Annotated in this window: 26 protein-coding genes; 14 read left to right on the top strand and 12 right to left on the bottom strand. The window is 67.1% G+C overall.

Annotation, left to right across the window (positions count from 1 at the left end; genetic code table 11):
- Nucleotides 1-44 precede the first annotated feature (44 nt).
- Nucleotides 45-935: a MurR/RpiR family transcriptional regulator gene (locus tag WDC82_RS11410; protein ID WP_340117440.1), complete on the bottom strand. Its 891-nt coding sequence runs from the start codon at nt 933-935 to the stop codon at nt 45-47.
- A 189-nt stretch (nt 936-1,124) separates the two neighbouring features.
- On the opposite strand from WDC82_RS11410, the gene WDC82_RS11405 reads away from it, so the two are divergent.
- From WDC82_RS11405 to WDC82_RS11375, 7 genes are all read left to right on the top strand, one after another.
- Nucleotides 1,125-1,643, top strand: coding sequence for a TRAP transporter small permease (locus WDC82_RS11405; protein ID WP_340117439.1), 519 nt, complete (start codon nt 1,125-1,127; stop codon nt 1,641-1,643).
- A gap of 1 nt (nt 1,644) precedes the next feature.
- Entirely contained in the window at nt 1,645-2,925 is a 1,281-nt protein-coding gene (locus WDC82_RS11400; protein ID WP_340117438.1) for a TRAP transporter large permease, read from the top strand.
- A gap of 42 nt (nt 2,926-2,967) precedes the next feature.
- Nucleotides 2,968-4,011: a DctP family TRAP transporter solute-binding subunit gene (locus WDC82_RS11395; protein ID WP_340117437.1), complete on the top strand. Its 1,044-nt coding sequence runs from the start codon at nt 2,968-2,970 to the stop codon at nt 4,009-4,011.
- A gap of 79 nt (nt 4,012-4,090) precedes the next feature.
- Entirely contained in the window at nt 4,091-5,332 is a 1,242-nt protein-coding gene (locus WDC82_RS11390; RefSeq protein WP_340117436.1) for a diaminopropionate ammonia-lyase, read from the top strand.
- Nucleotides 5,329-5,577: a hypothetical protein gene (locus tag WDC82_RS11385; RefSeq protein ID WP_340117435.1), complete on the top strand. Its 249-nt coding sequence runs from the start codon at nt 5,329-5,331 to the stop codon at nt 5,575-5,577. Before WDC82_RS11390 ends, WDC82_RS11385 begins: the two co-directional genes overlap by 4 nt.
- 5 nt (nt 5,578-5,582) lie before the next feature.
- Complete coding sequence (locus WDC82_RS11380; RefSeq protein WP_340117434.1) at nt 5,583-6,521, top strand: N-carbamoyl-D-amino-acid hydrolase; 939 nt, start codon at nt 5,583-5,585, stop codon at nt 6,519-6,521.
- Nucleotides 6,518-7,999: a hypothetical protein gene (locus WDC82_RS11375; protein WP_340117433.1), complete on the top strand. Its 1,482-nt coding sequence runs from the start codon at nt 6,518-6,520 to the stop codon at nt 7,997-7,999. The genes WDC82_RS11380 and WDC82_RS11375 overlap by 4 nt, the downstream gene beginning before the upstream one ends.
- Before the next feature lie 15 nt (nt 8,000-8,014).
- Here WDC82_RS11375 and WDC82_RS11370 read toward each other — a convergent pair whose 3' ends face one another.
- The 4 genes from WDC82_RS11370 to WDC82_RS11355 all read right to left on the bottom strand — a co-directional run bounded on the left by WDC82_RS11370 (nt 8,015) and on the right by WDC82_RS11355 (nt 14,420).
- Nucleotides 8,015-8,983, bottom strand: a complete 969-nt coding sequence (locus WDC82_RS11370; protein ID WP_340117432.1) for an MBL fold metallo-hydrolase — start codon at nt 8,981-8,983, stop codon at nt 8,015-8,017.
- 187 nt (nt 8,984-9,170) lie between these two features.
- Nucleotides 9,171-11,405, bottom strand: coding sequence for a tetratricopeptide repeat protein (locus WDC82_RS11365; protein ID WP_340117431.1), 2,235 nt, complete (start codon nt 11,403-11,405; stop codon nt 9,171-9,173).
- A 209-nt stretch (nt 11,406-11,614) separates the two neighbouring features.
- Nucleotides 11,615-13,228: a DEAD/DEAH box helicase gene (locus tag WDC82_RS11360; RefSeq protein ID WP_340117430.1), complete on the bottom strand. Its 1,614-nt coding sequence runs from the start codon at nt 13,226-13,228 to the stop codon at nt 11,615-11,617.
- Between the two features lie 277 nt (nt 13,229-13,505).
- Nucleotides 13,506-14,420 (bottom strand): DMT family transporter, encoded by a 915-nt coding sequence (locus tag WDC82_RS11355; protein WP_340117429.1) that lies wholly within the window; start codon nt 14,418-14,420, stop codon nt 13,506-13,508.
- A 130-nt stretch (nt 14,421-14,550) separates the two neighbouring features.
- Here WDC82_RS11355 and WDC82_RS11350 point away from each other — a divergent pair, with 130 nt between their 5' ends.
- Nucleotides 14,551-14,811, top strand: coding sequence for a hypothetical protein (locus tag WDC82_RS11350; RefSeq protein WP_340117428.1), 261 nt, complete (start codon nt 14,551-14,553; stop codon nt 14,809-14,811).
- Between the two features lie 10 nt (nt 14,812-14,821).
- Here the strand turns inward: WDC82_RS11350 and WDC82_RS11345 are convergent, their stop codons facing one another.
- Nucleotides 14,822-15,685, bottom strand: a complete 864-nt coding sequence (locus WDC82_RS11345; protein WP_340117427.1) for a DUF2189 domain-containing protein — start codon at nt 15,683-15,685, stop codon at nt 14,822-14,824.
- 225 nt (nt 15,686-15,910) lie between these two features.
- Between WDC82_RS11345 and bluB the strand changes: the two genes are divergently transcribed.
- On the top strand, nt 15,911-16,573 hold the full coding sequence (gene bluB, locus WDC82_RS11340) for a 5,6-dimethylbenzimidazole synthase (protein ID WP_340117426.1): 663 nt from the start codon (nt 15,911-15,913) through the stop codon (nt 16,571-16,573).
- A 7-nt stretch (nt 16,574-16,580) separates the two neighbouring features.
- Here bluB and WDC82_RS11335 read toward each other — a convergent pair whose 3' ends face one another.
- Nucleotides 16,581-17,429: an amino acid ABC transporter substrate-binding protein gene (locus WDC82_RS11335; RefSeq protein WP_340117425.1), complete on the bottom strand. Its 849-nt coding sequence runs from the start codon at nt 17,427-17,429 to the stop codon at nt 16,581-16,583.
- A gap of 261 nt (nt 17,430-17,690) precedes the next feature.
- Between WDC82_RS11335 and WDC82_RS11330 the strand changes: the two genes are divergently transcribed.
- Nucleotides 17,691-18,092, top strand: coding sequence for a DUF4168 domain-containing protein (locus WDC82_RS11330; RefSeq protein WP_340117424.1), 402 nt, complete (start codon nt 17,691-17,693; stop codon nt 18,090-18,092).
- Here WDC82_RS11330 and WDC82_RS11325 read toward each other — a convergent pair.
- Nucleotides 18,064-18,987: a LysR substrate-binding domain-containing protein gene (locus WDC82_RS11325; RefSeq protein ID WP_340117423.1), complete on the bottom strand. Its 924-nt coding sequence runs from the start codon at nt 18,985-18,987 to the stop codon at nt 18,064-18,066. The genes WDC82_RS11330 and WDC82_RS11325 overlap by 29 nt on opposite strands.
- A 74-nt stretch (nt 18,988-19,061) precedes the next feature.
- Here WDC82_RS11325 and WDC82_RS11320 point away from each other — a divergent pair, with 74 nt between their 5' ends.
- The 3 genes from WDC82_RS11320 to WDC82_RS11310 all read left to right on the top strand — a co-directional run bounded on the left by WDC82_RS11320 (nt 19,062) and on the right by WDC82_RS11310 (nt 20,492).
- The gene (locus WDC82_RS11320; RefSeq protein WP_340117422.1) at nt 19,062-19,289 is read left to right on the top strand and encodes a hypothetical protein; all 228 of its coding nucleotides are present in this window, start codon (nt 19,062-19,064) and stop codon (nt 19,287-19,289) included.
- 112 nt (nt 19,290-19,401) lie between these two features.
- Nucleotides 19,402-19,983, top strand: a complete 582-nt coding sequence (locus tag WDC82_RS11315) for a permease (RefSeq protein ID WP_340117421.1) — start codon at nt 19,402-19,404, stop codon at nt 19,981-19,983.
- Nucleotides 19,980-20,492 (top strand): hypothetical protein, encoded by a 513-nt coding sequence (locus WDC82_RS11310; protein ID WP_340117420.1) that lies wholly within the window; start codon nt 19,980-19,982, stop codon nt 20,490-20,492. Before WDC82_RS11315 ends, WDC82_RS11310 begins: the two co-directional genes overlap by 4 nt.
- A 3-nt stretch (nt 20,493-20,495) precedes the next feature.
- On the opposite strand, the gene WDC82_RS11305 is transcribed toward WDC82_RS11310, so the two are convergent.
- On the bottom strand, nt 20,496-20,756 hold the full coding sequence (locus WDC82_RS11305) for a ParB N-terminal domain-containing protein (RefSeq protein WP_340117419.1): 261 nt from the start codon (nt 20,754-20,756) through the stop codon (nt 20,496-20,498).
- Between the two features lie 218 nt (nt 20,757-20,974).
- On the opposite strand from WDC82_RS11305, the gene WDC82_RS11300 reads away from it, so the two are divergent.
- Nucleotides 20,975-21,595, top strand: a complete 621-nt coding sequence (locus tag WDC82_RS11300; RefSeq protein WP_340117418.1) for a LysE family transporter — start codon at nt 20,975-20,977, stop codon at nt 21,593-21,595.
- A gap of 13 nt (nt 21,596-21,608) precedes the next feature.
- Here WDC82_RS11300 and glpK read toward each other — a convergent pair whose 3' ends face one another.
- From glpK to WDC82_RS11285, 3 genes are all read right to left on the bottom strand, one after another.
- Nucleotides 21,609-23,102 carry a glycerol kinase GlpK gene (glpK, locus tag WDC82_RS11295; RefSeq protein ID WP_340117417.1) on the bottom strand — a complete coding sequence of 498 codons (1,494 nt, stop codon included), beginning with the start codon at nt 23,100-23,102 and terminating at the stop codon, nt 21,609-21,611.
- 520 nt (nt 23,103-23,622) lie between these two features.
- Entirely contained in the window at nt 23,623-23,880 is a 258-nt protein-coding gene (locus tag WDC82_RS11290; RefSeq protein ID WP_340117416.1) for an HNH endonuclease, read from the bottom strand.
- A 50-nt stretch (nt 23,881-23,930) separates the two neighbouring features.
- Nucleotides 23,931-25,691, bottom strand: a complete 1,761-nt coding sequence (locus tag WDC82_RS11285) for an acyl-CoA dehydrogenase (RefSeq protein ID WP_340117415.1) — start codon at nt 25,689-25,691, stop codon at nt 23,931-23,933.
- Nucleotides 25,692-25,862 lie beyond the last annotated feature (171 nt).

Genomic DNA, 25,862 nt, shown 5'->3' with positions numbered 1-25,862 from the left:
GAAGAGTCGCGACAGGCGGCGTCTCGAAGGATGAAGAAAACTTCTCAATCGAAGTCGTGCAGATCTTCGTGGAGGGTTTCGATCCGCTGCAGGCGCGTGCGGCCTTCCTTGCCCAACTCTTCGACGATGGCGACGCAGAGGAAGTGCAGCAGGGACATCGCCGCCGCGTAGCGGTCGAAAAGATCCATGCCGCGCACAGCGCAGGGCAGCGTCCAGGTGGCGTGTGGTGAAGGCGCAGCGGCGCGGTCGGTGATGTAGACGATGCGCGCGCCGGCCGCGGCGGCCGCGGCCATCGCCTGCGGCACCTGGGACAGGCGGCGGCGGAAGCCGACGACGATCAGTACATCCTCGGCGGTGAAGTCCGCGATCTCTTCGGCGATGGTCTCGCCGGCCGCCGGCAGCAGGTAGACGTCGCCGCGCCCCTGGATGATCTGCCAGCGCGCGTATCCGGCCAGGTAGTGGCTGTTGCGGTAGCCCAGCAGGAAGACGCGCCGCGCCTGGCAGATCGACGTCACCATCTCATTGAAGGAATCGCCGCGCAGTCCCTCCAGGGTGAAGGCGATGTTCTGGACGTCCTGCTCGATGTGCGCGCGCACCCGGTCGCTGAACCCGGTCTTCTTGGTCTCCCGCGCCATGAGGTAGAGCGGGGATCCCCAGCTCTGGGCGTCGCGGGCGGCGCGGCGCGCCTCGTCGTAGGTGGCAAAGCCGATGCGCTGGACCAGGCGGGTGACGGCGGCCTTGGAGCCGCCCGAGAGTTCGGCGAGCTCGGTGGCGGAATAGGCGGCCATCTCGCCGGGAAACTCCAGGATCAGGTCGGCGATGCGCCGCTCGCTCTCCGGCAGTTCGGGATAGCTGGCCTTGATGCGGCTTTCGACCGAGGCGGGCAGGGCCGTCTTGGCCTTGCCGTTGTTCCGAGGGGATTTCTTGGCGGGCATCCTGCTTTTCTCCGGCCGGCAGGCGACCACGTTAGTCAGCCGATGGTTGAAACGCAAGTTTCAGGTTTCTTGACTTTCCAAAAAATGAATTTCAGAGTGGCGGCGGGGCAGGCGGAGGACCCCAAGGCGAGACGGCCGAAAAGTCCCGGCGGCAGACCGGGCGGGTGGCCACCACAGGGGGCAAACAGGGTGCAGGGTCTCGACAGGAAGGCTATCCGTGCGAGCCGCCGGCTGAACTGGCTGGTGGAGCGCTTCTGCGTGTTGCTGCTGGTGCTGCTGATTCTTGACGTCTGGCTGGGCGTCATCGTGCGCTACCTCATACCGATCGGCTGGACCTTCACCGAGGAACTGGCGCGCTACCTGATGATCTGGGCGGCGCTTCTCGCCGTCTCCAGCGGCATCAGCCACCGCGAGCACATCGGCATGCTGGTGATCTTCGATCAGTTCCCGCGCCGGGTGCAGAAAGGGCTGGCGGTTGCCTTCGACATCATCGCCTTCGGCTTCTTCGCCATCATCTTCTTCTACGGCCTGGGCTTCGTGGAGCGCGGGTTTTCCCGTTTCACCATGATCGAGAACATCCCCAAGGCCTATCCCTTCATGGGCGTGCCGCTGGCCGCTGGCTTGGCTTGTGTCCAGCTCTTCCTCGTCGCCATCCACGACTTCTTTTCCGAAGACGGCATCACCGCCGCCGAGCGGGTGGAGATCTGAGATGATCTGGGTCGCCCTCGCCTTCTTCGGACTTCTCTTCCTCGGCATGCCGGTCGGTTTCGCTCTCGGCATCGCCGGATTGGTCGGCATCTTCGATATGGGAGGCGGCCGTTTCCTGATGATGGCGCCGGACCGCATGTTCGCCGGGCTCGATCTCTTTCCTTTTCTCGCCATGCCCTTCTTCATCCTGGCCGGCGAGATCATGAACCGCTCGGGCATCACCACCAACCTGGTGCTTTTCGCCTCGACACTGGTCGGCTGGATGCGCGGCGGCATGGCCCACTCCAACATGCTGGCCTCGGTGATGTTCGCCGGTATCACCGGCGCGGCAACGGCCGACGCCGCCGCCTTCGGCAACACTCTGGTGCCGGCCATGGTGAAGCAGGGCTACACCAAGCCCTTCGCCTGCGCGGTGACGGCGGCGGGTTCGATCATCGGGCCGACCATTCCGCCCTCGACTCTCATGGTGATCTACGGCTCCCTCATGGGGGTTTCCATCGCCGGCCTCTTCGCCGCAGGCATCGTGCCGGGCCTCTTGATCTGCGCCATCTGCATGGCGGTGATCGCCGCGCTCGGCAAGCGCCTCAACCTTCCCAAGGCCGAGGGCGGCCCGAAGCTCCGCGAAATTCTCTACGCCTTCCGCAAATCGATCCTGGCACTGGTGCTGCCGGTCTTCATCCTCGGCTCGATTCTGGGCGGCATCGCGACGCCGACCGAGGCGGCCTCCATCGCCGTCGCCTATGCGCTGGCCATCGGCGGACTGGTCTACCGCAATCTCACCTTCCAGGATCTCTACGAGATGTGCGTGCGCACCGTGCGCATCACGGGGGTGATCTTCCTCATCATCGCCTCGGCCTCGATCCTCGGCTGGTGGATGACCTTTAACCAGATTCCCCAGGCGGTCGCCAACGGCTTCCTCGCGCTGTCCAGCGACCCCAACATGATCATCGCCATGATCATCGCGCTGCTGCTGTTCATCGGTCTTTTCATGGACATCAACGCGACGCTGATCATCCTGGCGCCGGTTCTCGCGCCGCTCACTCTGAAAATCGGCATGGACCCCGTGCACGCCGGCATCATGATCGTGCTGGCTCTAAACATTTCGCTGATGACTCCGCCGGTCGGCGCCTGCCTCTTCGTGCTGGCCTCGGTCACCAAGGAGAAGATCGAGAACATCACCCGCTCCCTCTGGCCCTTCCTGTTGGCGGAGGTGGCGGTGCTTATCCTGGTTTCCTACTGGGAAGACATGACGCTGGCGGTGCCCCGCTGGCTCGGATTCTGAACCCCGCAACTGTCAAACAAAGCACTGAACAAGGAGGCAACCATGACAGTCCTGAAGAAACTGACCACCGCCGCTGCGGGCGCGCTGCTCGCCGCGTCGCTGGCCACCCCCGCGTCGGCCGCGGAGGTTACCATCCGCGTCGGCCACCTGAACCCGGCCGATCCCTTCGAGAGCCACTCCGGCGCAATGGCCGCGATCTTCAAGTCCCTGGTCGAATCTGCCAGCAGCGGCGAGATCGAGGTGCTGCTCTATCCCAACGGCCAACTGGGCAAGGACAATGAGGTCATCCAGCAGGTGCGCGACGGCATCGTCGAGTCGACGATCTCATCGGCCGGCGGCATCGCCCAGCACTATCCGCTGGTCGGCGTCTTCGACATTCCCTTCGCCTTTCCGAATATCGCCGTGGCCAGCCGCGTGATCGACCAGCGCAGCGATTTCGGCAAGAAGTTCACCGGCGACCTGGAGGCCAAGACCGGTCTGAAGGTGCTGGGCATGATCGATTCCGGCGGCTTCTTCGCCTTCTCCAACTCCGAGCGTCCGATCGAGACGGTCGAGGATATGAAGGGCCTGAAGATCCGCACCATGACCCTGCCGACCCACAAGGCCATGGTCGACTCCCTGGGCGGTCAGGCCACGCCGCTGCCCTGGGCGGAGGTCTACACCTCGCTGCAGACCGGCGTCGCCGACGGCCAGATGAACCCGATCCCGATCATCGCCTTCGCCAAGTTCGATGAGGTCCAGAAGTACCTGTCGATCACCAATCACGTGATCACCCCCTACATCTGGACCATGAACAAGGACTTCTACGAGGGTCTCAGCCCCGAGCACCAGAAAATCGTCGCCTGGGCCTCCGAGGTCGCGACCGAGGCCGGCCGCGGCGTTTCCCGGGTCATCGAGGCCTCCGAGCGCGGCCTGCCCAAGCTGGCCGAGAAGATGGAAGTGAACGTCGTCACCCCCGAGGAGCAGCAGAAGTTTGCCGCCGCCGCCCAGCCGGCGGTGCGCAAGCTGATCGAGGAGAGCCTCGGCACCGAGGGCGTCGACATGCTGAACGCCATGCTGGACGCCATCGACAAGGCCTCCATGTAAGAAGACCGGTACGGCGGGTCGGGCGTTGCGGCGTCCGGCCCGCCTGCCGCAATAAGCAACGAACGAAGTTCCCGAGGAAATGCCGCTCTCGCCTCCCAAGTTCCCCTTCAAGCTGGCATTCAATTCCGGCGCCACGTCGGATGCCCCCTACGGCACGCGCCAGTCCGCCGTGCTGAACGCCGCGGGCCTGGCCGAGGCGCGGCGGTGTATCGCCGCCTGGCCAGGCTATCAGCCGACACCGCTGGTCGATCTCCCCGGGCTCGCCAAGACGCTGACCATCGGTCGCATCTCTTACAAGGACGAGGCGGCGCGCTTCGGCCTGCGCAGCTTCAAGCCGCTGGGTGGCGCCTACGCGGTTGAGCGCTGCCTCATGCGCGTGGTCGCGGAAAAGACCGGTCGCCGGGATATCGATCCGGCGGAGATTCTCGACGGCAGCCACGCCGCCATCGTCGCGCAGGTCACCGTTACCGCCGCGACCGACGGCAATCATGGGCGCTCGGTCGCCTGGGGCGCGCGGATGTTCGGCTGCCGCTGTGTCATCTACATCAATGAGGCGGTGACCGAAGCGCGCGAGCACGCCATCGCCGCTTACGGCGCGGAGGTGCGCCGCAACCCGGGCAGCTACGACGACGCGGTGCGCGAGACCTTCGCGGTCGCCCGCCGCGAGGGCTGGCATGTCATTCCCGACACGCCCGGAGATGGTCAGGAGGACGGCGTCGCCCTCGATGCGCCGCGCGAGGTAACGCAGGGCTATGCGGTCTTGGCCGCTGAGGCTATCGAGCAGCTGACAGAGGGCGTCGTCCCCAGCCACCTGTTCCTGCAGGCCGGGGTCGGCGGCATGGCGGCAGCGGTCTGTGCGGGGTTCTGGGAAACCTTCGGCGCGAAGCGGCCTAAGACGATCCTGGTGGAGCCAGAGCAATGCGCCTGCTGGTTCGCCAGTCTGAAAGACCAGCGGCCGACGGCGATCACCGGCGATACCGATTCCTTCATGAGCGGGCTTGCCTGCGGCGAGGTCTCGCAACTGGCCTGGGAGATCCTGCAGCCCGGCGCCGCCGCCGCCATGACCTTGCCCGATGCGGCGGCGAAGGAGACCATGTGTCTGCTGGCTGACGGCATCGAAGGCGATCCCCCGCTGGTCGCCGGGGAATCGGGCGTCGCCGGCGTGGCGGCGCTGATTGCCGCCGCACAGGACGAAACCGCGCGCAGCGCGCTCGGCCTCGGCCCGGACTCCCACGTGCTGGTTATCGGTAGCGAGGGTGCCACCGACGAGGCGCTATACCGCGAGGTGGTTGGCCGCTCCTGGCAGGAGGTCGCCGCATGACCCGCTCCTCCTTCAACAATCCGCGCATCAGGCATTGGGTGAGGCGCATGCCCTCGGGCGCCGGCCGCGATGCCCAAATGGTCGCGCCGAACCGCCCGTGCGCGATGATCGCCGTGCCGTCGAAGGGCGGTATCAGACACAATGTCAGGGAGTACACCGCGCCGGCGGAGATCGCCGCCGGTGCCAACTTGCTGCTGCAGGTCATGCTTGCGGCGGCTACCAGCCAGCCAGAACCAGCCAGATAGAGATCATGTCCCGCACCCTTACCGTTGCCGCCGCCCAACTCGGTCCCATCGCCCGCGACGAATCGCGGCAGTCCGCCGTTGCCCGTCTGTCAGCCATGATGCGCGAGGCCAAGACGCACGGCGCCGATCTCGTGATCTTTCCAGAGCTGGCTCTGACCACCTTCTTCCCGCGCTGGTTCTTCGCAGACCAGGCGGAGGTCGACGCGTTCTTCGAACGCGCCATGCCCAACCCGGCGGTGCAGCCGCTGTTCGACCTTGCCGGCGAACTCGGTATCGGCTTCAACCTCGGCTATGCCGAACTGACGCCGGAGGGGCGCCACTTCAACACGTCGATCCTGGTGAACCGGAAAGGTGAGATCGTGGGCAAGTATCGCAAGGTGCATCTGCCGGGGCACCGCGACAACGAGCCCTGGCGACCCTTCCAGCACCTGGAGAAGCGTTACTTCGAGACCGGCGACCTTGGCTTTCCTGTCTTCGAGGCCTTCGACGGGCGGCTCGGCCTTTGCATTTGCAACGACCGCCGCTGGCCGGAGACTTACCGCGTCATGGGTCTGCAGGGTGTTGAGATGGTGCTGCTGGGCTACAACACGCCACAGCACTACGCGCTGGCGCCGGAGCAGGATCACCTGCAGGATTTCCACAATCACCTGGTCATGCAGGCCGGGGCCTACCAGAACGGTACCTGGGTGGTGGGCGTCGCCAAGGCCGGAAGCGAGGAGGGCTGCGCGCTGATCGGCGGCAGCTGCATCATCGCCCCGACCGGTGAAATCGTGGCACAGTGCGAAACCCTGGACGACGAGGTCGTCGTGCATGCTTGCGACCTGGATGCCTGCCGGCGTATCCAGGATAACATTTTCAATTTCGCCCTCCACCGCGAGCCGCAAACCTATGGCTTGATCACGGAAACTAAAGGCAAGGTGGCGGGCCTGGGAGGAAAGACATGAGCCTCGGTCTGGAACGAGAAATCGTTGACAAGGCGACCTACGACCGCAACGTCGCCCGCTTCCGCGACGCCAAGATCACGCTGCCGCGCCTCGGCGACCTCGCCGATCCTCCAGCACGCCTGAAGGAGAAGGCAGCGGCGCTGGCCAACGTCGACCCCGACGCACCGGACGCTGGAAACCTGTTTCGTGTCCACTGGCACAACGGGCCGGACCGGCGCAGCCTCGCCGCGGTACCGGAGCACATCGTACTGCCGCCGGCACTGACCGGTGTCGATGCCAAAATCATCGTCGCCCTGGGCGACCGCTTCCCCATGGTCCAGTGCCACAAGGTTCTGGCGGCCTACGGCTGCTTGGTGCCGCGCCTGCTGTCGGGAAAGTTCGATGCCGGCCACCACCGCGCGGTCTGGCCATCGACCGGCAACTACTGCCGCGGTGGCGTGGCGATCTCACGCATCCTGGGCTGTCGCAGCGTCGCGGTGCTGCCGGAGGGGATGAGTGCCGAGCGCTTCCGCTGGCTGGAAAGATGGGTCGCCGATCTCTCGGACATCGTGCGCACACCGGGCACCGAGAGCAACGTGAAGGAGATCTACGACGCCTGTCATACGCTGGCCAAGGATCCCGATAATGTCGTCCTTAACCAGTTCGCGGAGTTCGGGAACTACATCGTCCATCGTACCGTCACCGGTCCGGCGCTGGCCCGGATCTTCCAAGCGGTGAAGGGCGGCAGCGCTCTTGCGGCGCGCGCCTACGTCTCGGCCTCCGGGTCGGCCGGCACGCTGGCCGCCGGTGACCACTTGAAAGAGACGCTGGGTGCCGACATCTGTGTGCTGGAAGCAGTCGAGTGCCCGACCTTGCTCTACAACGGCTACGGCGAGCACAACATTCAGGGGATCGGCGACAAGCACGTGCCGCTGATCCACAACGTGATGAACAGCGACTTCGTCATCGGCGTTTCGGACGAGGCCTGCGACAATCTGAACCTGCTGTTCAACACCACGGTGGGGCGTCAGTTTCTCGCCCGCCGCCTTGGCCTCGACCAGCAGACGCTGGCGGCGCTGGGCGATCTCGGCCTCTCCTCCATCGCCAACGTCATCGGCGCCATCAAATACGCGAAATACATGGACCTCGGTCCGGACGACGCTGTCCTTACGGTGGCGACCGACGGCGCGGCGATGTACGAGACCGAACTGGGCATTGCCGAGAAGCGCCTTTCTGGGCAGGCTTTCGACGACCTGACGGCCGCCGAGGTCTTCGGCCGCTACCTGCTGGGCACGGCGACCGACCACACGGTCGAGCTGGACCGCCGCGGACGTCAGCGCATCTTCAATCTTGGATATTACACCTGGGTCGAACAGCAGGGCATCGCACTCGCCGACTTCGACGCGCGCCGCGACCAGGCCTGGTGGGACGGCCTCATGGGCCTGGTCCCCGTGTGGGACGGCATGATCGACGATTTCAACGCGGCGGCGGCGGCTTAGGCGCGCCGCGGCCCCCTAACACCCCGCGACGCAGGTGCCGCCGGCGTCGAACTCCATCGTGCGGTCGCTGAGCGGCAGCAGCACCGGCACATTCGAGGCCGCCGCGAAGGCGGCCGTCTTGGTGCCTTCCTTCAGCTTGCCGCCGGAGGTTGCCTCCTCGTTGGCGTGGGAGGCGATGACGGACGTCGGCTGTACCAGTTCGTTGATGACGAAGGCTGCCTCGGTCGGCCCGGTGGTGAAGACGCCGCCTATGTTCATGACGGCCAGTTCGGCGCCGAAGCGGCGGCGCACCACCGTCTCCTGCTCGGCGGTATGTCCGGTGTCGCCGGAGAGGTAGACCGTGAGGCCGTTGGTGAACTCCACTACGTAGCCGCCCGGCGGGCCGAGATAGGCGGTGAGGCCGCTTTCCTCCAGGGCCTTGGCATGGTCGCCGTCCAGGAAGGCGGGGCTGAGGCCGTTGGAGTGCACCGCCGGCACGCTGTAGACGGTGACGCCCTTCACGTCGCGCTCGCCGCCGAAGCGGGCCAGCTGCACCTGGCTTGCCTCGCCGCCGGCATTGGCGACCTTCTTGGCGAAGAAGGATGCCATCTCGCCGCCGACGATCAGCGTGGCCTTTTTTGCGACGGTGATCTTCACGGTGCCCGACTCCGGTGTGTCGGCAACGGAAACGTCCGGTTTTCCGCAGGTGCCGGCATTGGGGCTCGGCTGGTGGCGGTCGCCCAGATGATCGCCGTGCACGTGGCTCAGCAATACCGCGTCGATGTTGCCGAGGCGGGGGTCATCGGCGCCGCGCACCGTCCGCCCGGCGTCGTACAGCAAGCGCGTGCCGTTGGGGTCCTCCAGCACCAGGGCGCGGTCAAAGGCGCAGAACTCGCCGGCGTGGCTGCCCAGAGGAGTGATCTTCACCGTCTGCGCGCTGGCCGTGGAGGCCAGCAGTCCCGCCGTCACTGCCGCGGCAAAGCAGGGAAATAGGGGTAGTTTCATGCGCTTTCCTCCCGCTCGATGCGGCCCGTGGACCGAGCCTGTTCTGTTGGGCCTTTATATTGTCGACAAAGCCTAACATATCGGCGGGATGCGTCTACGCGGCGACTGGTCCGCGCTGCAGTCCGGCCGATCACGGAATGGTGAAGTCGGCCACAGATGTGTTGCGGATCTCGGCGGAGAAGATGCTTCAGCGTGCCGCGGCCTTGCCGCAGTAGCGCAGGGATAGCGCGATGCTGCCCTGGCCGACCAGGGCAGTGCAGGTGGAGACCGCCATGTCGTCGCGCCCGGCGCCGCTCAGTTCCAGGGCGCGGTCGAGGTCCTGCCGCGCGGCATCGCTGTCGTTCAGCTGGGCGTAGGCAAGGCCCCGCTGCCACAGCGCCCAGGCGGCGCTCTCGTTCAGTTGCAGTCCGGCGCTGTAGTCGTCGATGGCCAGGCGGTATTCGCCCATGTCGTAGTGCACGTCGCCGCGCGCGAAGAACACGTCGGGGTCGTCCGGCTGCAGCTTGGCCGCTTGGTTGAAGTCGGCCAGCGCCTCGGCGAGATTGCGCAGTTCGTGGTAGGCGAGGCCGCGATTGTGGTAGGCCGGGAAGTAGCCCTTGTCGCGCTGGATGGCGGCCGAGTAGTCGACGATGGCGCCGTCGTAATCGCCCTTGTCCGCAAGGGCGAGGCCACGGTTGTTTAGCGGCCAGGAACTGCGCGGCGCCAGCACGACGGCGCGGTCGAAGTCGGCCAGCGCTTCGTTGAATAGCTGCTTCTCGGCATAGGCCTGGCCGCGGTAGATGAAGGCGTCGGCATCGTCGGGATTGCGGTCGATGGCGCCGGAGAGGTCTGCGATGGCGGCATCGTAGCGCGCGAGAGCGGTCTGCGCGCGCCCGCGCTGCAGCAGGAAGACGCGGTCGTTGGGGTCGAGCGCCACTGCCTTGGAGTAGCTTTCGACCGCCTCCTCGTAGCTGTGCCGCAGGAAGAGGGCACGCCCGAGGTTGTAGTGGGCGATATCGTAGTCCGGCGCCTGATCGACTGCCGCCCGCAGCACCGCCACGGCCTCGTCGAAGCGCGCCATGTCGGTCAGCACGCGGCCCTTGTTGTTCATCGCCCAGATCGAGTCCGGCGCCAGGACGAGGGCACGCTCGTAGTCCGCCAGCGCGGCGGCGTGCTCGCCGTTCTCGTGCAGCACCAGGGCGCGGGCGACCAGGGCCTCATCGTCCCCTGGGTCCCTCGCGATGACCTTGGAGAAGTCGGTCAGTGCCGCATCATTGTGGTCGAGGAAGTAATGGGCGCGGCCGCGCATATAAAGGGCCGAGAGGTCGTCGGGCGTCAGCCGCGTGGCCGTCTCGAAGTCCGCCAGCGCCGTCTCGAAGCGGTCGAGCCGGAAATGGGATAGGCCGCGGTTGAAGAAGGCGGCGCTGTATTCGGGGTCGAGGTCGATCGCCCGGTCGAAGACCGCGATGGCCTCGTCGTAGCGGCTCTCGTCGAAGAGGACATTGCCGATGTTGTTGAAGGCCCAGGCGTTGTCGGGGTCGAGGCGCAGCGCCTCCTCGAGCGCCGCGTCCGCCTCTTCCAGGCGTCCAAGTTCCATCAGGATAATGCCGCGCCGCACGTGATCGCCGGAGGTGTCGGGCTTGAGGCGCAACGCGATGTCGATCGCGGCCAGCCCGTCGTCCAGCCGCCCGAGTTCCAATAGGGCCTCGCTGCGGCGGCTGTAGCCCGCCGGATGCTGCGGATCAATGAAGATCATCTCGTCGTAGTCGAGCAGGGCACGCGCGTACCGCTGTTGCTCGGTGAAGGCATCGCCGCGGCTGGCGAGGGCCCAGAAGTCGTCGGGGTAGAGTTCGATCGCCTTGTCGAAGCTGGCGATGGCCTCGTCGAGGCGGCCCAGTTCGCTGAAGCTGTGTCCGCGGTAGTAGTAGGTTTCCGACCACTCCGGCTCCAGCGTCGCCACCTTGCCGAGGGCGACCAGGGCTTCGTGATAGCGTTCCAGCGCATAGAGCGTGATGCCGCGGTAGTAGAGCGCGTCGGCACTTTCAGGGTCGATTGCGACGGCGCGGTCGAAGTGGGAGAGGGCAATCTCGTTGTCGTCGGCGTGGTAGTGGACCCGGCCGAGGTCGATCAGAATGTCGAGATCCGGGCCGCCGAGCGCCAGCGCCGCCTCGTAGTCGGCGACCGCAGGATCGTCGGCATCCAGCATGAAATGGGCCTCGCCGCGCCGGGCCAGCGCCTCGACGCGCTGCCGTATCGTCAGGCCGTCCAGCGCCAGGCAGACGTCGAGCCGCAGCAGGGCATCTTGGTAACGCTCCTGCCTCAGCGCCACCGATCCTTGGGCGCAGCTCTGCGGCACGGCGGCCTCGGCCACGGCCGAGAGCAGCCCGACGGCAAGCGCCCCGACGATGGCGGGGGCGATATGACGGAGAACAGACGCGGACATCCGGCCCGGCTTCCCTGCAAGCGGTCTTCCCTGATGCGCGGCGGGCTTGTTCACCGCCCGCGATCACGCCGGATGAGTTTAGCCTGGAAGTTGGGGATCGCCAATGCCGCGCGCCCCGGACAGCGGTTATGCTGCCTGGGGCGCGGGATTTCTGGACAAGGATGGTTAAAGCCGTCGGCCCGGCGCTGCCGGACCGACGCGTTTCAGGTTCAGGCGGCCGAGGAACGGCCCTGGCTGGACGGACGGCGCGGCCCCTTGAAGGGACGCTGGCCGCCGTTGCCACCGGACTTGGCCTTGTGGGCGGGCTTGCCTGCATGCGCGCCGCCATTGGACTTGCCGCCGGACTTGCTGCCGGAGTCCAGACCCTTGTAGCTGCGCTTCTGCTGACCCTTCTGGTCCTGCCGCTGCTGGCCATCACGAGCCTGGCCATCACGACCCTGGCCATCACGACCCTGGCCATCACGACCCTGCCCGTCGCGGGCTTCGCCGCTCCGGCCTTCATTGCCGAAGCGCGCACCGCGGTTGGGGCCCCGGTTGCCGTCGCGATAGCCGTTGGAGCCTTGCTTCTGGCCCTGGCGCTGGCCGGGGCGCTGCCCCTGACGTTGGCTCGGCCGCTGCGGGCGGTCGTCGTTGCCGGGGGCGGCAATGCTCAACGCGTCGGTGACCACGTCCATGCGCTGCTTAGTCAGCCGCTCGATGTCGCGCAGGTAGGCGCGCTCGCTGATGTCGCAGAACGAGATCGCCGCACCCTCGGCGCCGGCGCGCGCGGTGCGGCCGATGCGGTGGACGTAGCTCTCCGGCTCGTTGGGCAGTTCGTAGTTGATGACATGGGTCACGCCAGACACGTCGATCCCGCGCGCGGCGATGTCGGTGGCGACCAGCACGCGGGCCCGGCCCGAGCGAAAGGCGTCCAGCGCCTTCTGGCGCGCATTCTGCGACTTGTTGCCGTGGATGGCATCGGAGCTGATGCCCGCCTTCTCCAGCTGCTCGGCCACGCGGTTGGCGCGGTGCTTGGTGCGGGTGAAGACGATCACGCGGTTCAGCGCCGGATCTTCCAGCAGCTTCTCCAGCAGCGGACGCTTCTCCGGCATGTTCACGTGGTAGACCGACTGGGCGATGCGCTCGACGGCGATCTTCTTCGGCGTCACCTCGACACGCAGGGGGTTCTGCAGCATCTCATGGGCGAGCTTCGAGACTTCGTCCGGCATGGTGGCCGAGAACAGCAGCGACTGGCGCTTCTTGGGCAGCGCGGCGACGATCTTCCGCACGTCGCGGATGAAGCCCATGTCCAGCATGCGGTCGGCTTCGTCGAGGACGAGGTGGGAAACCTGGTCGAGGCGCAGGTGGCGCTGGTTCAAGAGGTCCATCAGGCGGCCCGGCGTGGCGATCAGGATGTCGACGCCGCGGGAGACGGCACGCACCTGCGGGCCCTGGGAGACGCCGCCCAGGATGACCGCGTGGCGCAGGCGCAGGTTACGCCCGTAGGTCTTGATGGAGTCACCGATCTGCACCGCCAGCTCGCGGGTCGGCGCCAGGATGAGGGCGCGCACCGACTTCGGTGCCGGGTTCTCTTTGACGGCGGCGAGGTGCTGCAGCAGCGGCAGCGCGAAGGCGGCCGTCTTGCCGGTGCCGGTCTGCGCCAGGCCCAGCATGTCGCGGCCGTCCAGCAGCGCCGGGATCGACTGCGCCTGGATCGGGGTCGGGGTGGTGTAGTTGGAGGCCGCCAGGGCCCGCAGCAGGGGCTCGGCGAGGCCGAGGTCGGCAAAAGTCACGGCCGGGGTATCGTTGGCGGCCGGGGTATCGGTAAGGGTAGCGGTATTCACGAACAGAGTCCTTCTGCGCCGGGCGCTGGTGCCTTTCGGGCACGCCAAAACGCCGGTGAGCGCGTTGCCGTCATCCACGCGCACCTGGAGCAAACGGAAATCATGGGGATATGAGGGGACTTCATGATGAGGGGCCGCCTCTCCCAAGGAAGAAGCCACCCTTCGCGCGATCACGAAGCACCGATGGCCGCTAGATGCGCTTTTCCAGGACTAAAGTCAAGAAGTGTTATGTTGCATTGCACCTAGATCAGAAGAAAATGGCGGAAAACCTCGCCTTTTATAGCGCTGTCCGACGTCGCCGAGGCAGGTTGATGGCGGCGACGCCCAGGATGACCGCCGCCAGACCGAAGCCGACCGACGGACGAAAGCTCTCGCCGAGCAGAACGACGCCCAGAACCACACTGACGCCGGCGCGTAGGTAGGCTTGGCTGGCGACCCCCATGGAACCCAGGGTGCGGACCAGCCGGAAGTACAGCAGCAGGGCGAGCGCCGTGCAGAAGACGGCCAGCGCCGCCGCGGCTGTGAGGGCCTGCGGCGCCGGCCGCAGCGTCCAGGGCCGATCCACCACAAGGGCGAGGGGCAGCAGCACGGCCGTCGCTGAGAGCATCACCGCGGCGGCGGTAACCGTGGCCGGCAGGTGGCCGAGGCGCTTGCCGTGGACGGCGGCGCAGCCGTAGAGGAAGGCGCCGAGCAGGACAGCGGCCTGCGCCGCGACCTGCCGGCCGAGGCCGCCCAGCACGTCGACGCCGACGATCAGGGCGACGCCGGCGACGCCCAGCAGGGCGCCGGCCAGCTTCAGCGGCGTCAGCGCCTCGTGCCGCGTCACCGCCAGGGTGAGGAAGAAGACGAAGACCGGCGACGTGGAATTGAGGACGCCGGCAAGGCCGCTGTCGACGTACTGTTGCCCCCAGGCGAGCAGCAGCCAGGCGCCCCACGCATTGCAGAACGACTGCAGGAACAGCAGGCGCCAGCTCGCCGCGTCGCGCGGCAGGCGGTGGCCCTGCCAGCGCATCACGGCCAGCAGGATGACGGCGGCGAGGCCGACGCGCAGCGCCATCAGGCTGGCCGGCGGCAGGCCGTCCAGGGCGACGCGGATCAGGGTGTAGCTCGCGCCCCACAGCAGGGCGAGCAGGCCGAGCAGCAGCAGTTCGGGCAGCAGGGCCGCGGAGGTCTCTTTAGTGATGTCGGTCATAGGGCGGGCGGAAACAGGGAGCAGGTCACGCGACGCTACGCCCCTGCCATGGGCAGAGGTTTCGCTGGTGATCGAAATGTGGCAGCGCGTGCTATACTGGGGTTGTCGCGTTCATTCCCAAGGAGCCGTCATGGCCGCAGAACACGAACCGCTGATCCTCGACCTTGTCGAGTGGGTGGCCGCCAAGCCGCGCCGCTATACGGAGGTGATGGAGGCTTGGCGCACCTCCTGTCCCCGCCTGCCGGTGTGGGAAGACGCCGTCGACCGCGGCCTCGTAGAGCGTCGGGTCGAACGCCAAGCGGATGGCTCCGGTGACCCGCTGGTCGCGGTGACACCGGCCGGGCGCGCCTACCTCACGCGCCACGGCCGCGACCTGCGGAGAGCGGGTTAGGACCGCTCTTTCAATCCGCCACCAGCTTCCGGTAGAGATGCCATGTTGCGTGGCCCAGCACCGGCAGCACCAGGACCAGGCCGAGGAAAGCCGGGAGCGAACCGATGAACAGGCCCGCCGCGACGATTAAACCCCAGGCGGCCATGGGGAGCGGGTTGGCGGCGACGGCACGCAGCGAGGTGCCGACGGCGATGGCGACGCCGACCGGGCGGTCGATCAGCAGCGGGAAGGAGACCACGCTGATGGCCAGCACCACGGCGGCGAAGACGAACCCGACACCCATGCCGAGGACGATCATGGTCCAGCCCGCTTCGGTGGTGAGCACGTCGGAGAGGAAGCTGCCGAGCGACACCGGCGTCGCGGGCCCGAGGGTCGCCAGGTAGATCGTCTGCGCGGCGGCGAGCCACAGCAGGAACAGCAACAGCAGGATTACGGCCAGCGCCAGGATCGGCCCGAAGGAAGGGGCACGGATCATGGCGAAGGCGCTGATCCAACTGGCTTCCAGCCCGCGCTCGCGCCGGCGGCTCATTTCATAGAGCCCGATGGCGGCAACGGGTCCGACCAGCGCGAATCCGGCGGCCAGCGGGAACAGCAGGGCCAGCATACCCTGGTGGAAGATGATCTGGATCAGCACCGCGCTGATCACGGGATAGATGATGCAGAGGAACATGACGTCGGTGCGGTAGGCGGCGAAGTCCTCGACGCCCTTCTTCAGCACATCGCGCAGGTCGGCAAGGCCGATGCGCCTGACGGCGGGATGCACCGTGGCCTGACTGTTGGCTCCATGGATGGAGCCGCCGGCCGTCTCCATGGCGCTGCCGGCCTCGCGCAGCTTGTCCATGCTCCATTCGATGGGATTGCGGATGGTGTCCATAGCGCTTCCTCACGTGTCACCGTTGTTGGGGGCACGGCATCTGCCTGGCGGAGCGCCAACACCGGTCGACGGCCGCTAGGGAGCCGAGACCTCATCGTTGCGTTCAGGATAAGCCCTTCTATCAGCGGCGTCTCTTCACAAATGGTTGTTTTTCGACGCTGTATCTTTGCCTCTTGGTAACAGGCGGGTTGCGTCCCGGGAGGCGGCGGATGGATAGTGCCTGCCATGGTTTCGGAGTCGGACACACGCTGCCTGCCGCCGCGCTTCGGGGCGGCTTTCCAGGCGGAGCTGGAAACGCTGCTGGCGTGGCGGCGCGACGTGCGCCGCTTTCGCCGCGATGCCTTGCCGGCGGGCATGCTGGAGCACCTGCTGGCGCTGGCCGAGTTGGCGCCCAGCGTCGGGCTCAGCCAGCCCTGGCGCTTCGTGCGGGTGGCGAGTCCCGAGGCGCGGGCGAAGGTGCGCACCAACTTTGCCGCCGCCAACGCCGAGGCGCTGGGCGACTACGCCGGTGAGCGCGCGGCCCTCTATGCGCGCCTCAAGCTCTCCGGCCTCGACGACGCCCCGGAGCAGCTCGCCGTCTTCGCCGAGGCGGAGCCCGAGCAGGGCCATGGCCTCGGCCGCCGCACCATGCCCGAGACCCTGCAGTATTCCACCGTCTGTGCGGTACACACCCTGTGGCTGGCGGCGCGCGCGGCTGGCGTCGGCCTCGGCTGGGTCTCGATCCTCGATCCCGAGAGTCTCGGCGCCGACCTTGACGTGCCGGAAAGCTGGTGCTTCGTCGCCTACCTCTGCCTCGGCTATCCGCAGGAAGAGCACGAAGACCCGGAACTGGCGCGGCGCGGCTGGGAGACGCGCCGCGGCGACAGGCCTCTTTTCGTCACCCGTTGACGCCCTTTTATTCGGGCAGTGCCTGCAGGGTGAAGGTGGCGCGCAGCAGGTCGCTCATCTGCGAATTGCCGAAGTTCGCCCGGTAGATCTTGGCAATCGCCTGGGAACGGTAGAGGCGCGCCAGGGTCGTGTCGACCAGCAGGCGGAACGCGCTGTCGCCCAGCGGCAGCGCCAGGGCGTAGGGCTCATAGGAGAAGAAGCGGTCTGAGAGGACGAGGTTTGCCGGATTCTCGGCCTTCGACCCCAGCATCGCCAGGATGGCGCGGTCGCCGAAGTAGGCGGCGATTTCACCCGTTTCCAGGGCGTGCAGCCCCGCTTCGTGGCTCTCGAGCGCGACGGTCTGTGCTTCGATGCCTTCCTCTTTTAGGGCGCGCTTCAGACCTTCATCGGTGGTGGTCCCGGCGCGCACGCCGACTTTCTGGCCGACGAGGTCGAGGAAGTTGGCCGGCCCGTCCTTGCGGTAGAGGACGCTGGAGCCGGTGACGAAGGTGATGAGGCTGAAGTCGACTTCCTTGCGCCGTTCCAGCGTGACGGTGCTGGCACCGCACAGCAGGTCGATGTCGTCGGATTGCAGCGCAGCGAAGCGGGTCTCCGCGGTGACGAGTATGTACTTGATCTCGATGGCGTCGTTCTGAAGCTGCGCCCGCACGGCGTTCACCACGGTCTGGCACAGCTGCACGGTATAGCCGGCCGGCAGGCCCGTCTGATCGGCGTAGGAGAAGGGCGCCGCATCCTCACGGTAGCCGAGCCGGATGACGCCGCTGTCGCGGATCCTGTCCAACGTTGCCGCTTCAGCTGCAGCGCTGAACAAGAGGGCAAAGGCACTGAGAAACAAAGCGGTCCTGCGGCGTCCCATTGTGGCCCTTCCTTCCTCATGGCGGCGCTCGGCGGTACGTACCGGCCGCGTTCCGTCTCAATCGGATCATAGAAGGCCGATGTTGACAACGTCCCGAACGGGGCAAGGCGCAGAAATGCGGCATTTCCGGGGGCGTGACATTTGACGGTCGGGGGAATACGGCGCCCGGCGGCGGCGTCTGTTGCTGGAGAACCTTTGCGGCGCTTCGCGCGTTGTTCGCGCAACGGCCCGCTCCCTCACCGTCCACGAAGGAATCCGACCATGTCACGCAGCTTTTCTCTCGCCCGCCGCTTCGCCTTCCTCGTCATGCCGCTGGCGCTGGCCGCCGGCTTTCTGCCGGGACAGGCCGCCCGCGCGATGCAGGGCGACCTCCTCAGAACGGCGCAGGCGGATGTCGGAGGCTTCAGCCAGTCGCAGTTGGAGGCCTACGCTAACGCGGTGCTGAAGGTGCAGCAGATCGACCAGACCTGGTCGCCCAAGATTCAGCAGGCGCCCAGTAAGGCGGAGGCCGAGACGCTGACCGCCCAGGCCACCGACGAGATGGTCGGTGGCATCGAGGAAGAAGGCCTTTCGGTTCAGGAGTACAACGCCATCACCCAGGCGGCCCAGCAGGACGACCAGCTCTACGAACGGATCATGACCCTGCTCGCCCAGGCGAAGTAGGGGACGAAGCGAGGTGTGTCCGGAAAGCGTCGCGAATGGCGTCGGCCATCGCGTCGACGGCGGCATGGGTGGCGTTCTTGCGCCGGTACATGACTACAGTTGACGAATCGATGGCGCCGAATCCTTCGGCCCCGGTCAACTCGCGGCAGCCGGGCGGCATGCTGCTTCGTGAGAGCGGTGCAATCGCAAGACCCGAGGATACGGCAATCTGGAGCCCTTCCTTGGTGTCGCTTCGATAGGCGATACGGTAGGGGTGGCCACGACTCTCAAGCGACCGGATGGCGAAGTCCTCGCACCAGCCCGGGCTTTCGTACAGCGCGATCGGTATCGGATCGCATTCGTGTTTCCTGTGCACTTCTGAAGTGGCCCAGACGGTCGGGTCAACCATGAGGATATCGCCTTCCGGCGACTGCCACTCGAATACGACGGCGAGATCCAGGTCGCCGCGTCCCAATGCCGCCTTCTGCACGGCAGAGCGCGCGTAGCGGACCAGGATCTCGACGTTGGGATGGACCTTGGTGAAGGCGCTGAGCGCGCGCGACAGCACCGATGCGCTGTACTCCTCGGGAATGCCGATGCGCACCTGACCCGCCAGGGCCGGGGCGGCGAGGGCGGCAGCCGTGTCATCGAGCAGATCGACGATCCGCCGGGCATTGACCAGCAGTTCGCTGCCCTTGCGTGTCAGGGCGACGCCACGAGGACCGCGCTCGAACAGCGGCGTGCCGACCAAAGCCTCCAGCTTCTTCATTTGCATGCTGACGGCGGACTGGGTGCGTCCCAGCGCTTCCGCAGCGCGGGTGACGTTCGCACAATCGGCCACGGCGACAAAACTGCGCAGCAGATCGCTTTCCAAGGCTGCGGGCATCTCTACATCAGTAAAATTGATTTCTGTCATAATGGATATTCGTTTCTCAAATGTCAAAGCTCCCGCGTATCGTGGACTCCTGCAATCCATGGAGGATCCGGGATATGGCGATCCCGAGCGCGTGGTTCGGCCGCGCCCGTATTTGGGGGTGCGCAGCACGGGAGCGGGCCGCGCGCAAGGAAGCGCCGGCCGATCCGGCGCTGAAGCTGCTGCTGGACAGGGGAGACGAGCGCCTGCTGCGCGATGCCGGCCTGACGCGCGACGACGTGCTCGGGCCGGCGGGGATCTTCTGGCACGATTGGATGCGCCGGCTGCGTCATCGGATGCTGTAGGGCGTCGCAGCAGCGTCACGGGCCGGTAACTGGCGCGGGGCGGACGGCCGGTGTTAGGATGCCGTCCCTGTTCTGAACTCTCTGGGCCGCCGGGCCCGCTGGACGTCCCTCGATGCCGGATCCCGCGCACGCAGGGCGCCGCCCAAAAGGCGACGTCGGCTTGCTGGTCGTCGCCTCGGTCGCCATTACGGCCGGGGCACTGTGCTATTTCCTGAAGGGGCCGGAGGTCTTTCTCGCCACCCTCGGCGACGATCTCGACCTCTTGCTCTCCATCCTGCCCAAGGTGCTGGCCGGTGTGCTGCTGTCCGGCCTGCTCACCGTGCTGCTGCCGCAGGACAAGGTGGCGCGCTGGATGGGCGCGCGTTCGGGCTTGCGCGGGCTGGTCTTGGCGGGCCTCGCCGGCGCGCTGTTGCCCGGCGGGCCGATGATGGCGTTTCCGCTGACCGTCGCGTTGGGGGTCGCCGGCGCCGACATCGGCACGGCGACCGCCTTCATCGCCGGCTGGTCGCTGCTGAATCTCAACCGCACCCTGGTGTGGGAGATGTCGTTCTTCCCCCACGACTTCGTCTATCTGCGCTACGGCCTTTCTCTTCTGGTGCCGGTGCTGCTGGGCCTTTCCGCGCGGGCGATCTTCGCGCGGACCAAGGCCGAAGCGCCGCGCAAGGATTCTGCCAGCGAAGGCAATGCGGAATGAACATCGTCATTGCCAGTCTGCTGCTGTACGGCGCCGTCTTCGTGCTCGGGCGCATCGCTTGGCAGCGTCACGACGGCAGCGTTCGCCGTTCGCTCGACCTCGCGCTGATCCAGGCGCGCCTGGTTGCCCCGCGCATCTTCTTCGCGGTGCTGGGCGCCGGCTTCATCGCCGCGCTGGTGCCGCCGGAACTGGTCGCCGCGATCATCGGCGGCGACACTGGCTTTCTCGGCCTGCTGATCGCCAGCGCACTTGGCGCGGTCACTCCGGGCGGGCCGATGCTGGCCTTCGCGGTCGGCAGCGCGGCGCTGGAGGTCGGCGGCGGCACGCCGCAGATCATCGCCTTCGTGACCGCCTGGGGTCTCTACAACCTGAACCGCACGACGGTATGGGAAATGCCGATCATCGGCCGCCGCGCCACCCTGCAACGCATCGCCGTGGCGCTGCCGGTGCCGCTGCTGCTGGGGCTCGCCGCCGGCGAGATCGCCCGGCTGGCAGCGTCTTTCGGCTAGGTCTCAGTGCTGGCGCGCGCGGACGATAATGCAGGCAATGGTCTCGTCGCCCAGAGCGCGACAGGCCTCCATCCGGTGCAGGCCCTCCTGCAGCACGTAGCGCCCGTTGCCCTTGCGTATGGTGATCGGCCGCTGCAATCCGTTCTCCATGATGCTCTGGGCGAGGGCGTCGACTTGGTCCTGGTTCAAGGTCTGCCGGCGCTTGGCCGGTACGTAGATCTCCGCGATGGGGACCTCGACGCTCTCCATGGTACGCTCAACCATTCACCTCTCCTGCACAACCCTTGCCCGATCGTAGCGGCAAGGCAGTAAGGGAATCCAGCCCCGTCGAACCGGCCCGTGCCGGCGGCGTCCGGCGGCGGGCTCGGCAGAAGCCCGCGGTGCCAAAGATTGCGTTTTGACGGCCTCGCCGTGCTAGTTTCGACCTCGGGGTGCCGTTCCGCGCAGCGCCCGCCGCTGACGGAACTTCGGGTACTGGGCCTTTGCTTGCCTTGGATTGTCTGCTGATTCTGCTGAAAGGTCTGGCCATCGGCTTCGCCATGGCGATGCCGGTCGGTCCGGTCGGCATCCTCTGCATCCAGCGCACCTTGAACCACGGCTTTCGCGCCGGCCTGCTGTCGGGCCTGGGAGCGGCGCTGGGCGATGCCGTCCTGGGTGGGGTGGCGGCAGCCGGTCTCTCGCCGGTGACGGACTTCCTGCTCGGCATCGAAACCGAGCTGAGATTTGGCGGCGGCATCTTCCTGGTGGCCTTGGGTCTGTGGACCTGGTTCCGCCGTGGCGATGTCTCCTCGGCGCCGCGGCGCAGTCACGGCGTCATCGCCACCAGCTTCTTGCTGGTGGTGACCAATCCGATCACCATCCTCGCTTTCCTGGGCTTTTTTGCCAGCTTCCGCATCGTCGCGGTGACCGGAGCGACGCTGCAGATCGCCGCGCTGATCCTGGGCGTGTTTCTCGGCTCCGGGCTGTGGTGGCTGCTGCTTTGCGGCGGCACCAAGCAGCTCAGCCGCCGGCTCGACAGCGGCTTCCTGGTCCTCATCAACCACGTCTCCGCGGTCGCCATCGGCGGCTTCGGGCTCTACGTCCTCGCCGACGCGCTGCTGTAGGGCCCTGGCGCCCTCAGCGTCCGCTGCGGGTGCGCGCCACCGCATCGCGCCAGCCGGCATAGCGCACATCGCGCTCGGCGGCCTCCATGCGGGGTTCGAACCTGGCATCGCTCTGCCACTGAGCCGCCACCGCGTCGAGGTCGGCGAAAAGCCCCTGGTTGAGGCCGGCCAGGTAGGCGGCGCCCAGGGCCGTGGTCTCCGCCACCACCGGGCGTTCCACGGCGACGCCCAGGATGTCGGCCAGCATCTGCAGCATCCAGTCGTTGGCCACCATGCCGCCGTCGACGCGCAGCGCCTCCAGTCCGCTGGCACCGTCGGCTTTCATCGCTTCCAGGAGGTCGCGGGTCTGGTAGCAGACGGCCTCCAGGGTGGCACGCGCGATCTCGGCCGGACCAGTGGCGCGGGTCAGGCCGAACACGGCGCCGCGCGCCTCGGCATCCCAGTAGGGCGCGCCCAGGCCGGTGAAGGCCGGCACCAGATAGATGCGCTGGCCCGGGTCGGCCTTTTCGGCCAGCGCCGCGGTCTCTCCGGCGGATTCGATGATGCCGAGGCCGTCGCGCAGCCACTGCACCGCCGCGCCGGCGACGAAGATGCTGCCCTCCAGGGCGTAGGTCGTCTTCCCGCCCAGCCGGTAGGCGATGGTCGAGAGCAGGCGGTGCTGGGAGTGCACCAGTTCGCTGCCGGTGTTGAAGAGGGCGAAGCAGCCGGTGCCGTAGGTCGATTTCATCATGCCGGGCTCGAAGCAGGCCTGGCCGACGGTGGCGGCCTGCTGGTCGCCGGCGATGCCGCCGATGGGCACGGCGCGGCCCAGGATGTCCGCCTCGCTGGTGCCGAAATCGGCGTCGCAGTCCTTCACCTCCGGCAGCAGGCTTTCCGGGATGCGCAGCAGCGCCAGCAGTTCCGGGTCCCAGGCCTGTTTCCTGATGTCGAAGATCAGCGTGCGCGCCGCGTTGGTGGCATCGGTCGCGTGCACCTTGCCGCCGGTGAGGCGCCACAGCAGGAAGCAGTCGATGGTGCCGAAGGCCAGCTCGCCGCGCTCGGCCCGCTCGCGCGCGCCCGGCACGCACTCCAGCAGCCAGGCGATCTTGGTGCCGGAAAAGTAGGGATCCAGCAGCAAGCCGGTGCGCTGGCGGAAGACCTCCTCGGCGCCGTCGGCACGCAGCTTCTGGCAGAACTCCGCCGTGCGGCGGTCCTGCCAGACGATGGCCTTGTGGATCGCCTCGCCGGTCTTGCGGTCCCAGATCACCGTGGTCTCGCGCTGGTTGGTGATGCCGATGGCCGCGACGTCCTCCGCGCGCTTGCCGGCGTCGGCCAGCGCGCCGCGCATGACCTCCACGGTGTCACGCCAGATGTCCTCGGCGTCGTGCTCGACCCAGCCGGACTGCGGGAAGTGCTGCGGCAGTTCCTTCTGGGCCTGGCCCAGGCGGCGGCCGTCGCCGGAGAACAGGATGGCACGGCTCGAGGTGGTGCCCTGGTCGATGGCGAGAATACTGCGTTCGGCGCTCATGCCGGCTCCCCCCGGAAAGAAACTGGAATTGTTCTTATTTGGACGGCCGAGTCGGCCGCACTTTATTCCACGGCTCTTTCGGCCGCCGGCTGAGAATGTCGGGAGCGGCGGCCAAGATCAACCCGCAGATAAGAAGGACCGAAGGGACGGCAATTTGATCTGGCTCAAAGACGCCGGGAGACGGCGGCTCTATCGTTCGATCATTCGCTGCGGCGCGGGGGTGGTCCCCACCATAAAGGCCTCCGCGTGGCGGTACCGGCCTTGCCCAGTCAGGCCAAGGCGGATGGTCTGGTCCTCACTCCCAGACCTTTCGCCCATCTGCAAATCGCCCGGCACCGATCATTCCCGGTGCCGGGCGTTTTTTGTCCGCGCGCCCGGCGCTCGGCCACGGGCAGGCTTACCCAGCCTTCGCCAATGTTGGAATTCACAAACTACTGCCGCTCCAGGGCCTGACTCTGGGGACGACAGCCTTTGGGTTGGTAGGGCGAGACACCGCTCCATGCGATGTGAGGGGGATGCATTACCGCCGCTTCCCAGCGCGCGGCTCTTTCGGCCAGTCGACGTAGTCCGCCGGTTTGCGGCGTACCCAGGTCACGAAGCGCGCGATCTCCGGATGCGCGCGCACCGCTTCTGGGTCGGCATAGTCCGTCGCCAGTGCGCGTTCGTCGAACACTCGGTGGATCATGCGGTGGCACACCACGTGGATGCAGTCCGTCTCGCGCCCGCCTTCGCTCTTCGGCACCCAGTGATGCCGGTCGACGCTGGCTCCCGCGATCATCGCCCGCCCACAGATTGGGCAGGGACCGAGGTTGCCTTCGCCGGACATGTTCAGAACTCGTCGTCCTCAAACGCCAGCGTGGACTCCGCGCCGCGCATGACCGCATCGGCAAGGCCCTTGACCTCACCCAGCAGGTTGTCGGCGTAGAAGCGCGCGGTCTTCAGCTTGGCGGCGGCGAAGGCCTTGTCGTCGCCCTTGGCCGCTTCCACCGCGCTGCGCGCCAGGAGCCAGGCGCCCAGGGTCGAGGCGGCGAGGGTCTGGTAGGGCGTCGCTGCCGCCGCACCCCGACTGATGTCCTTGCCGCCTTCCTCCAGCAGCCAGGCCGTGGCGTCGTCCAGCGTCGCGATGGCCTCGGCCAGCGGCTTGCGCAGGCTGTCGTCGTCGGGCAGGCCGGCGCGCAGCTCCAGGATCAGCTGGGTCATCGCCGCGCCCTTGTCGCGCAGCAGCTTGCGGCCCAGGAGGTCGAGCGCCTGGATGCCGTTGGTACCTTCATAGATCGGCAGGATGCGGGCATCGCGGTAGTACTGCGCGGCGCCGGTCTCCTCGATGAAGCCCATGCCGCCGTGCACCTGCACGCCGATGGAGGCGACCTCGCAGCCGACGTCGGTGCACCACGCCTTGGTGAGCGGGATGAGAAGATCGAGGCGCGCCTGCGCCGCCGTGCGCTTCGTTTCGTCCGGCTCGCGCTTGGCGCGGTCTAGTGCCGCCGCCGCCCAGTAGGCCAGCGCCCGTGCCGCTTCCGTGCGCGCCTTCATGGTCGCCAGCATGCGACGCACGTCGGGATGGCGGATGATCTTCACCGACTCCCCTTTAGCCCCTGGGCCGCCGTCGATCGCTTTGCTCTGGGTGCGCTCGAAGGCAAAGGCGCGCGCCTGCTGGTACGCACGCTCGGCGATGGCGACGCCCTGCAGGCCGACGGCGAGGCGCGCGTTGTTCATCATGGTGAACATGCAGGCCATGCCCTGGTTCTCTTCGCCGACCAGGTAGCCGACGGCGCCGCCTGAGTCACCATAGGACATGACGGCGGTGGGCGAGGCCTTGATACCCAGCTTATGCTCCAGCGAGACGCAGCGCAGATCGTTGTGCGAACCCAGCGTGCCGTCCTCGTTCACGACGTACTTCGGCACCAGGAACAGGCTGATGCCCCGGGTGCCTTCCGGCGCGTCGGGCAGGCGGGCGAGGACCATGTGCACGATGTTGTCGGCGCAGTCGTGCTCGCCCCAGGTGATGTAGATCTTCTGCCCGGTGATGAGGTAGTGGTCGCCGTTCGGCACGGCGCGGGTCTTCAAGGCGCCGACGTCGGAGCCGGCCTGAGGCTCGGTCAGGTTCATGGTGCCGGTCCACTCGCCGGAGACCATCTTGGCGAGATAGTCGGTCTTCTGCTGCTCGCTGCCATGCGCCTGCAGCAGTTCCACCGCGCCGGCGGTCAGCAGCGGACACAGGCCGAAGGAGAGGTTGGCCGCCTGCCACATCTCCTGCACCGCGGTGGCGAGGCTCCACGGCAGGCCCTGACCGCCGAAGTCCGGGTCGAAGGGCAGGGCGTTCCAGCCGCCTTCGACGAACTGGCGGTAAGCGTCCTGGAAACCGTCGGGGGTGCGCACCACGCCGTTCTCGAAGACCGATCCCTGGCGGTCGCCGGGATGATTCAGCGGCGCGATGACCTCGCCGGCCAACTTGGCGGCCTCCGCCAGGATGGCGCTTACCAGGTCGGGCGTTGCCTCCTCATAGCCCGGCAGCCGGGCGATCTCCGGCAGCCCGGCGATGGCGTCCAGCGCGAAGCGCATCTCGCTGATCGGCGCCGCATAGGTCATCTCGTCTGGCCTCCCGGGATTTGGCTCTGGGCTCGTTCTCGCCCCTTTGGCGGGCAAGATGGAACAGCCGCCGCCGGAAGGCAATGGACCCTGTCGCCAAAGGGCCGGCGGGGCTATCGCTCGTGCCGGCAAGACTTTAGCATGGCGGGAAAAGGGCTTGCAGGAGACGAG

It is taken from the genome of Pelagibius sp. 7325, assembly GCF_037652055.1.
Lineage (GTDB): Bacteria > Pseudomonadota > Alphaproteobacteria > Kiloniellales > Kiloniellaceae > Pelagibius.
This window is presented reverse-complemented; position numbering and strand designations above follow the sequence as displayed.

What these genes read in the sequence shown, in the direction of transcription:
- WDC82_RS11410 (WP_340117440.1), bottom strand. Translation starts at nt 935, where the DNA reads ATGCCCGCCAAGAAATCCCCTCGGAACAACGGCAAGGCCAAGACGGCC.
- WDC82_RS11400 (WP_340117438.1), top strand. Translation starts at nt 1,645, where the DNA reads ATGATCTGGGTCGCCCTCGCCTTCTTCGGACTTCTCTTCCTCGGCATG.
- WDC82_RS11395 (WP_340117437.1), top strand. Translation starts at nt 2,968, where the DNA reads ATGACAGTCCTGAAGAAACTGACCACCGCCGCTGCGGGCGCGCTGCTC.
- WDC82_RS11390 (WP_340117436.1), top strand. Translation starts at nt 4,091, where the DNA reads ATGCCGCTCTCGCCTCCCAAGTTCCCCTTCAAGCTGGCATTCAATTCC.
- WDC82_RS11385 (WP_340117435.1), top strand. Translation starts at nt 5,329, where the DNA reads ATGACCCGCTCCTCCTTCAACAATCCGCGCATCAGGCATTGGGTGAGG.
- WDC82_RS11380 (WP_340117434.1), top strand. Translation starts at nt 5,583, where the DNA reads ATGTCCCGCACCCTTACCGTTGCCGCCGCCCAACTCGGTCCCATCGCC.
- WDC82_RS11375 (WP_340117433.1), top strand. Translation starts at nt 6,518, where the DNA reads ATGAGCCTCGGTCTGGAACGAGAAATCGTTGACAAGGCGACCTACGAC.
- WDC82_RS11370 (WP_340117432.1), bottom strand. Translation starts at nt 8,983, where the DNA reads ATGAAACTACCCCTATTTCCCTGCTTTGCCGCGGCAGTGACGGCGGGA.
- WDC82_RS11365 (WP_340117431.1), bottom strand. Translation starts at nt 11,405, where the DNA reads ATGTCCGCGTCTGTTCTCCGTCATATCGCCCCCGCCATCGTCGGGGCG.
- WDC82_RS11355 (WP_340117429.1), bottom strand. Translation starts at nt 14,420, where the DNA reads ATGACCGACATCACTAAAGAGACCTCCGCGGCCCTGCTGCCCGAACTG.
- WDC82_RS11350 (WP_340117428.1), top strand. Translation starts at nt 14,551, where the DNA reads ATGGCCGCAGAACACGAACCGCTGATCCTCGACCTTGTCGAGTGGGTG.
- WDC82_RS11345 (WP_340117427.1), bottom strand. Translation starts at nt 15,685, where the DNA reads ATGGACACCATCCGCAATCCCATCGAATGGAGCATGGACAAGCTGCGC.
- bluB (WP_340117426.1), top strand. Translation starts at nt 15,911, where the DNA reads ATGGTTTCGGAGTCGGACACACGCTGCCTGCCGCCGCGCTTCGGGGCG.
- WDC82_RS11335 (WP_340117425.1), bottom strand. Translation starts at nt 17,429, where the DNA reads ATGGGACGCCGCAGGACCGCTTTGTTTCTCAGTGCCTTTGCCCTCTTG.
- WDC82_RS11330 (WP_340117424.1), top strand. Translation starts at nt 17,691, where the DNA reads ATGTCACGCAGCTTTTCTCTCGCCCGCCGCTTCGCCTTCCTCGTCATG.
- WDC82_RS11325 (WP_340117423.1), bottom strand. Translation starts at nt 18,987, where the DNA reads ATGACAGAAATCAATTTTACTGATGTAGAGATGCCCGCAGCCTTGGAA.
- WDC82_RS11320 (WP_340117422.1), top strand. Translation starts at nt 19,062, where the DNA reads ATGGCGATCCCGAGCGCGTGGTTCGGCCGCGCCCGTATTTGGGGGTGC.
- WDC82_RS11315 (WP_340117421.1), top strand. Translation starts at nt 19,402, where the DNA reads ATGCCGGATCCCGCGCACGCAGGGCGCCGCCCAAAAGGCGACGTCGGC.
- WDC82_RS11310 (WP_340117420.1), top strand. Translation starts at nt 19,980, where the DNA reads ATGAACATCGTCATTGCCAGTCTGCTGCTGTACGGCGCCGTCTTCGTG.
- WDC82_RS11305 (WP_340117419.1), bottom strand. Translation starts at nt 20,756, where the DNA reads ATGGTTGAGCGTACCATGGAGAGCGTCGAGGTCCCCATCGCGGAGATC.
- glpK (WP_340117417.1), bottom strand. Translation starts at nt 23,102, where the DNA reads ATGAGCGCCGAACGCAGTATTCTCGCCATCGACCAGGGCACCACCTCG.
- WDC82_RS11290 (WP_340117416.1), bottom strand. Translation starts at nt 23,880, where the DNA reads ATGATCGCGGGAGCCAGCGTCGACCGGCATCACTGGGTGCCGAAGAGC.
- WDC82_RS11285 (WP_340117415.1), bottom strand. Translation starts at nt 25,691, where the DNA reads ATGACCTATGCGGCGCCGATCAGCGAGATGCGCTTCGCGCTGGACGCC.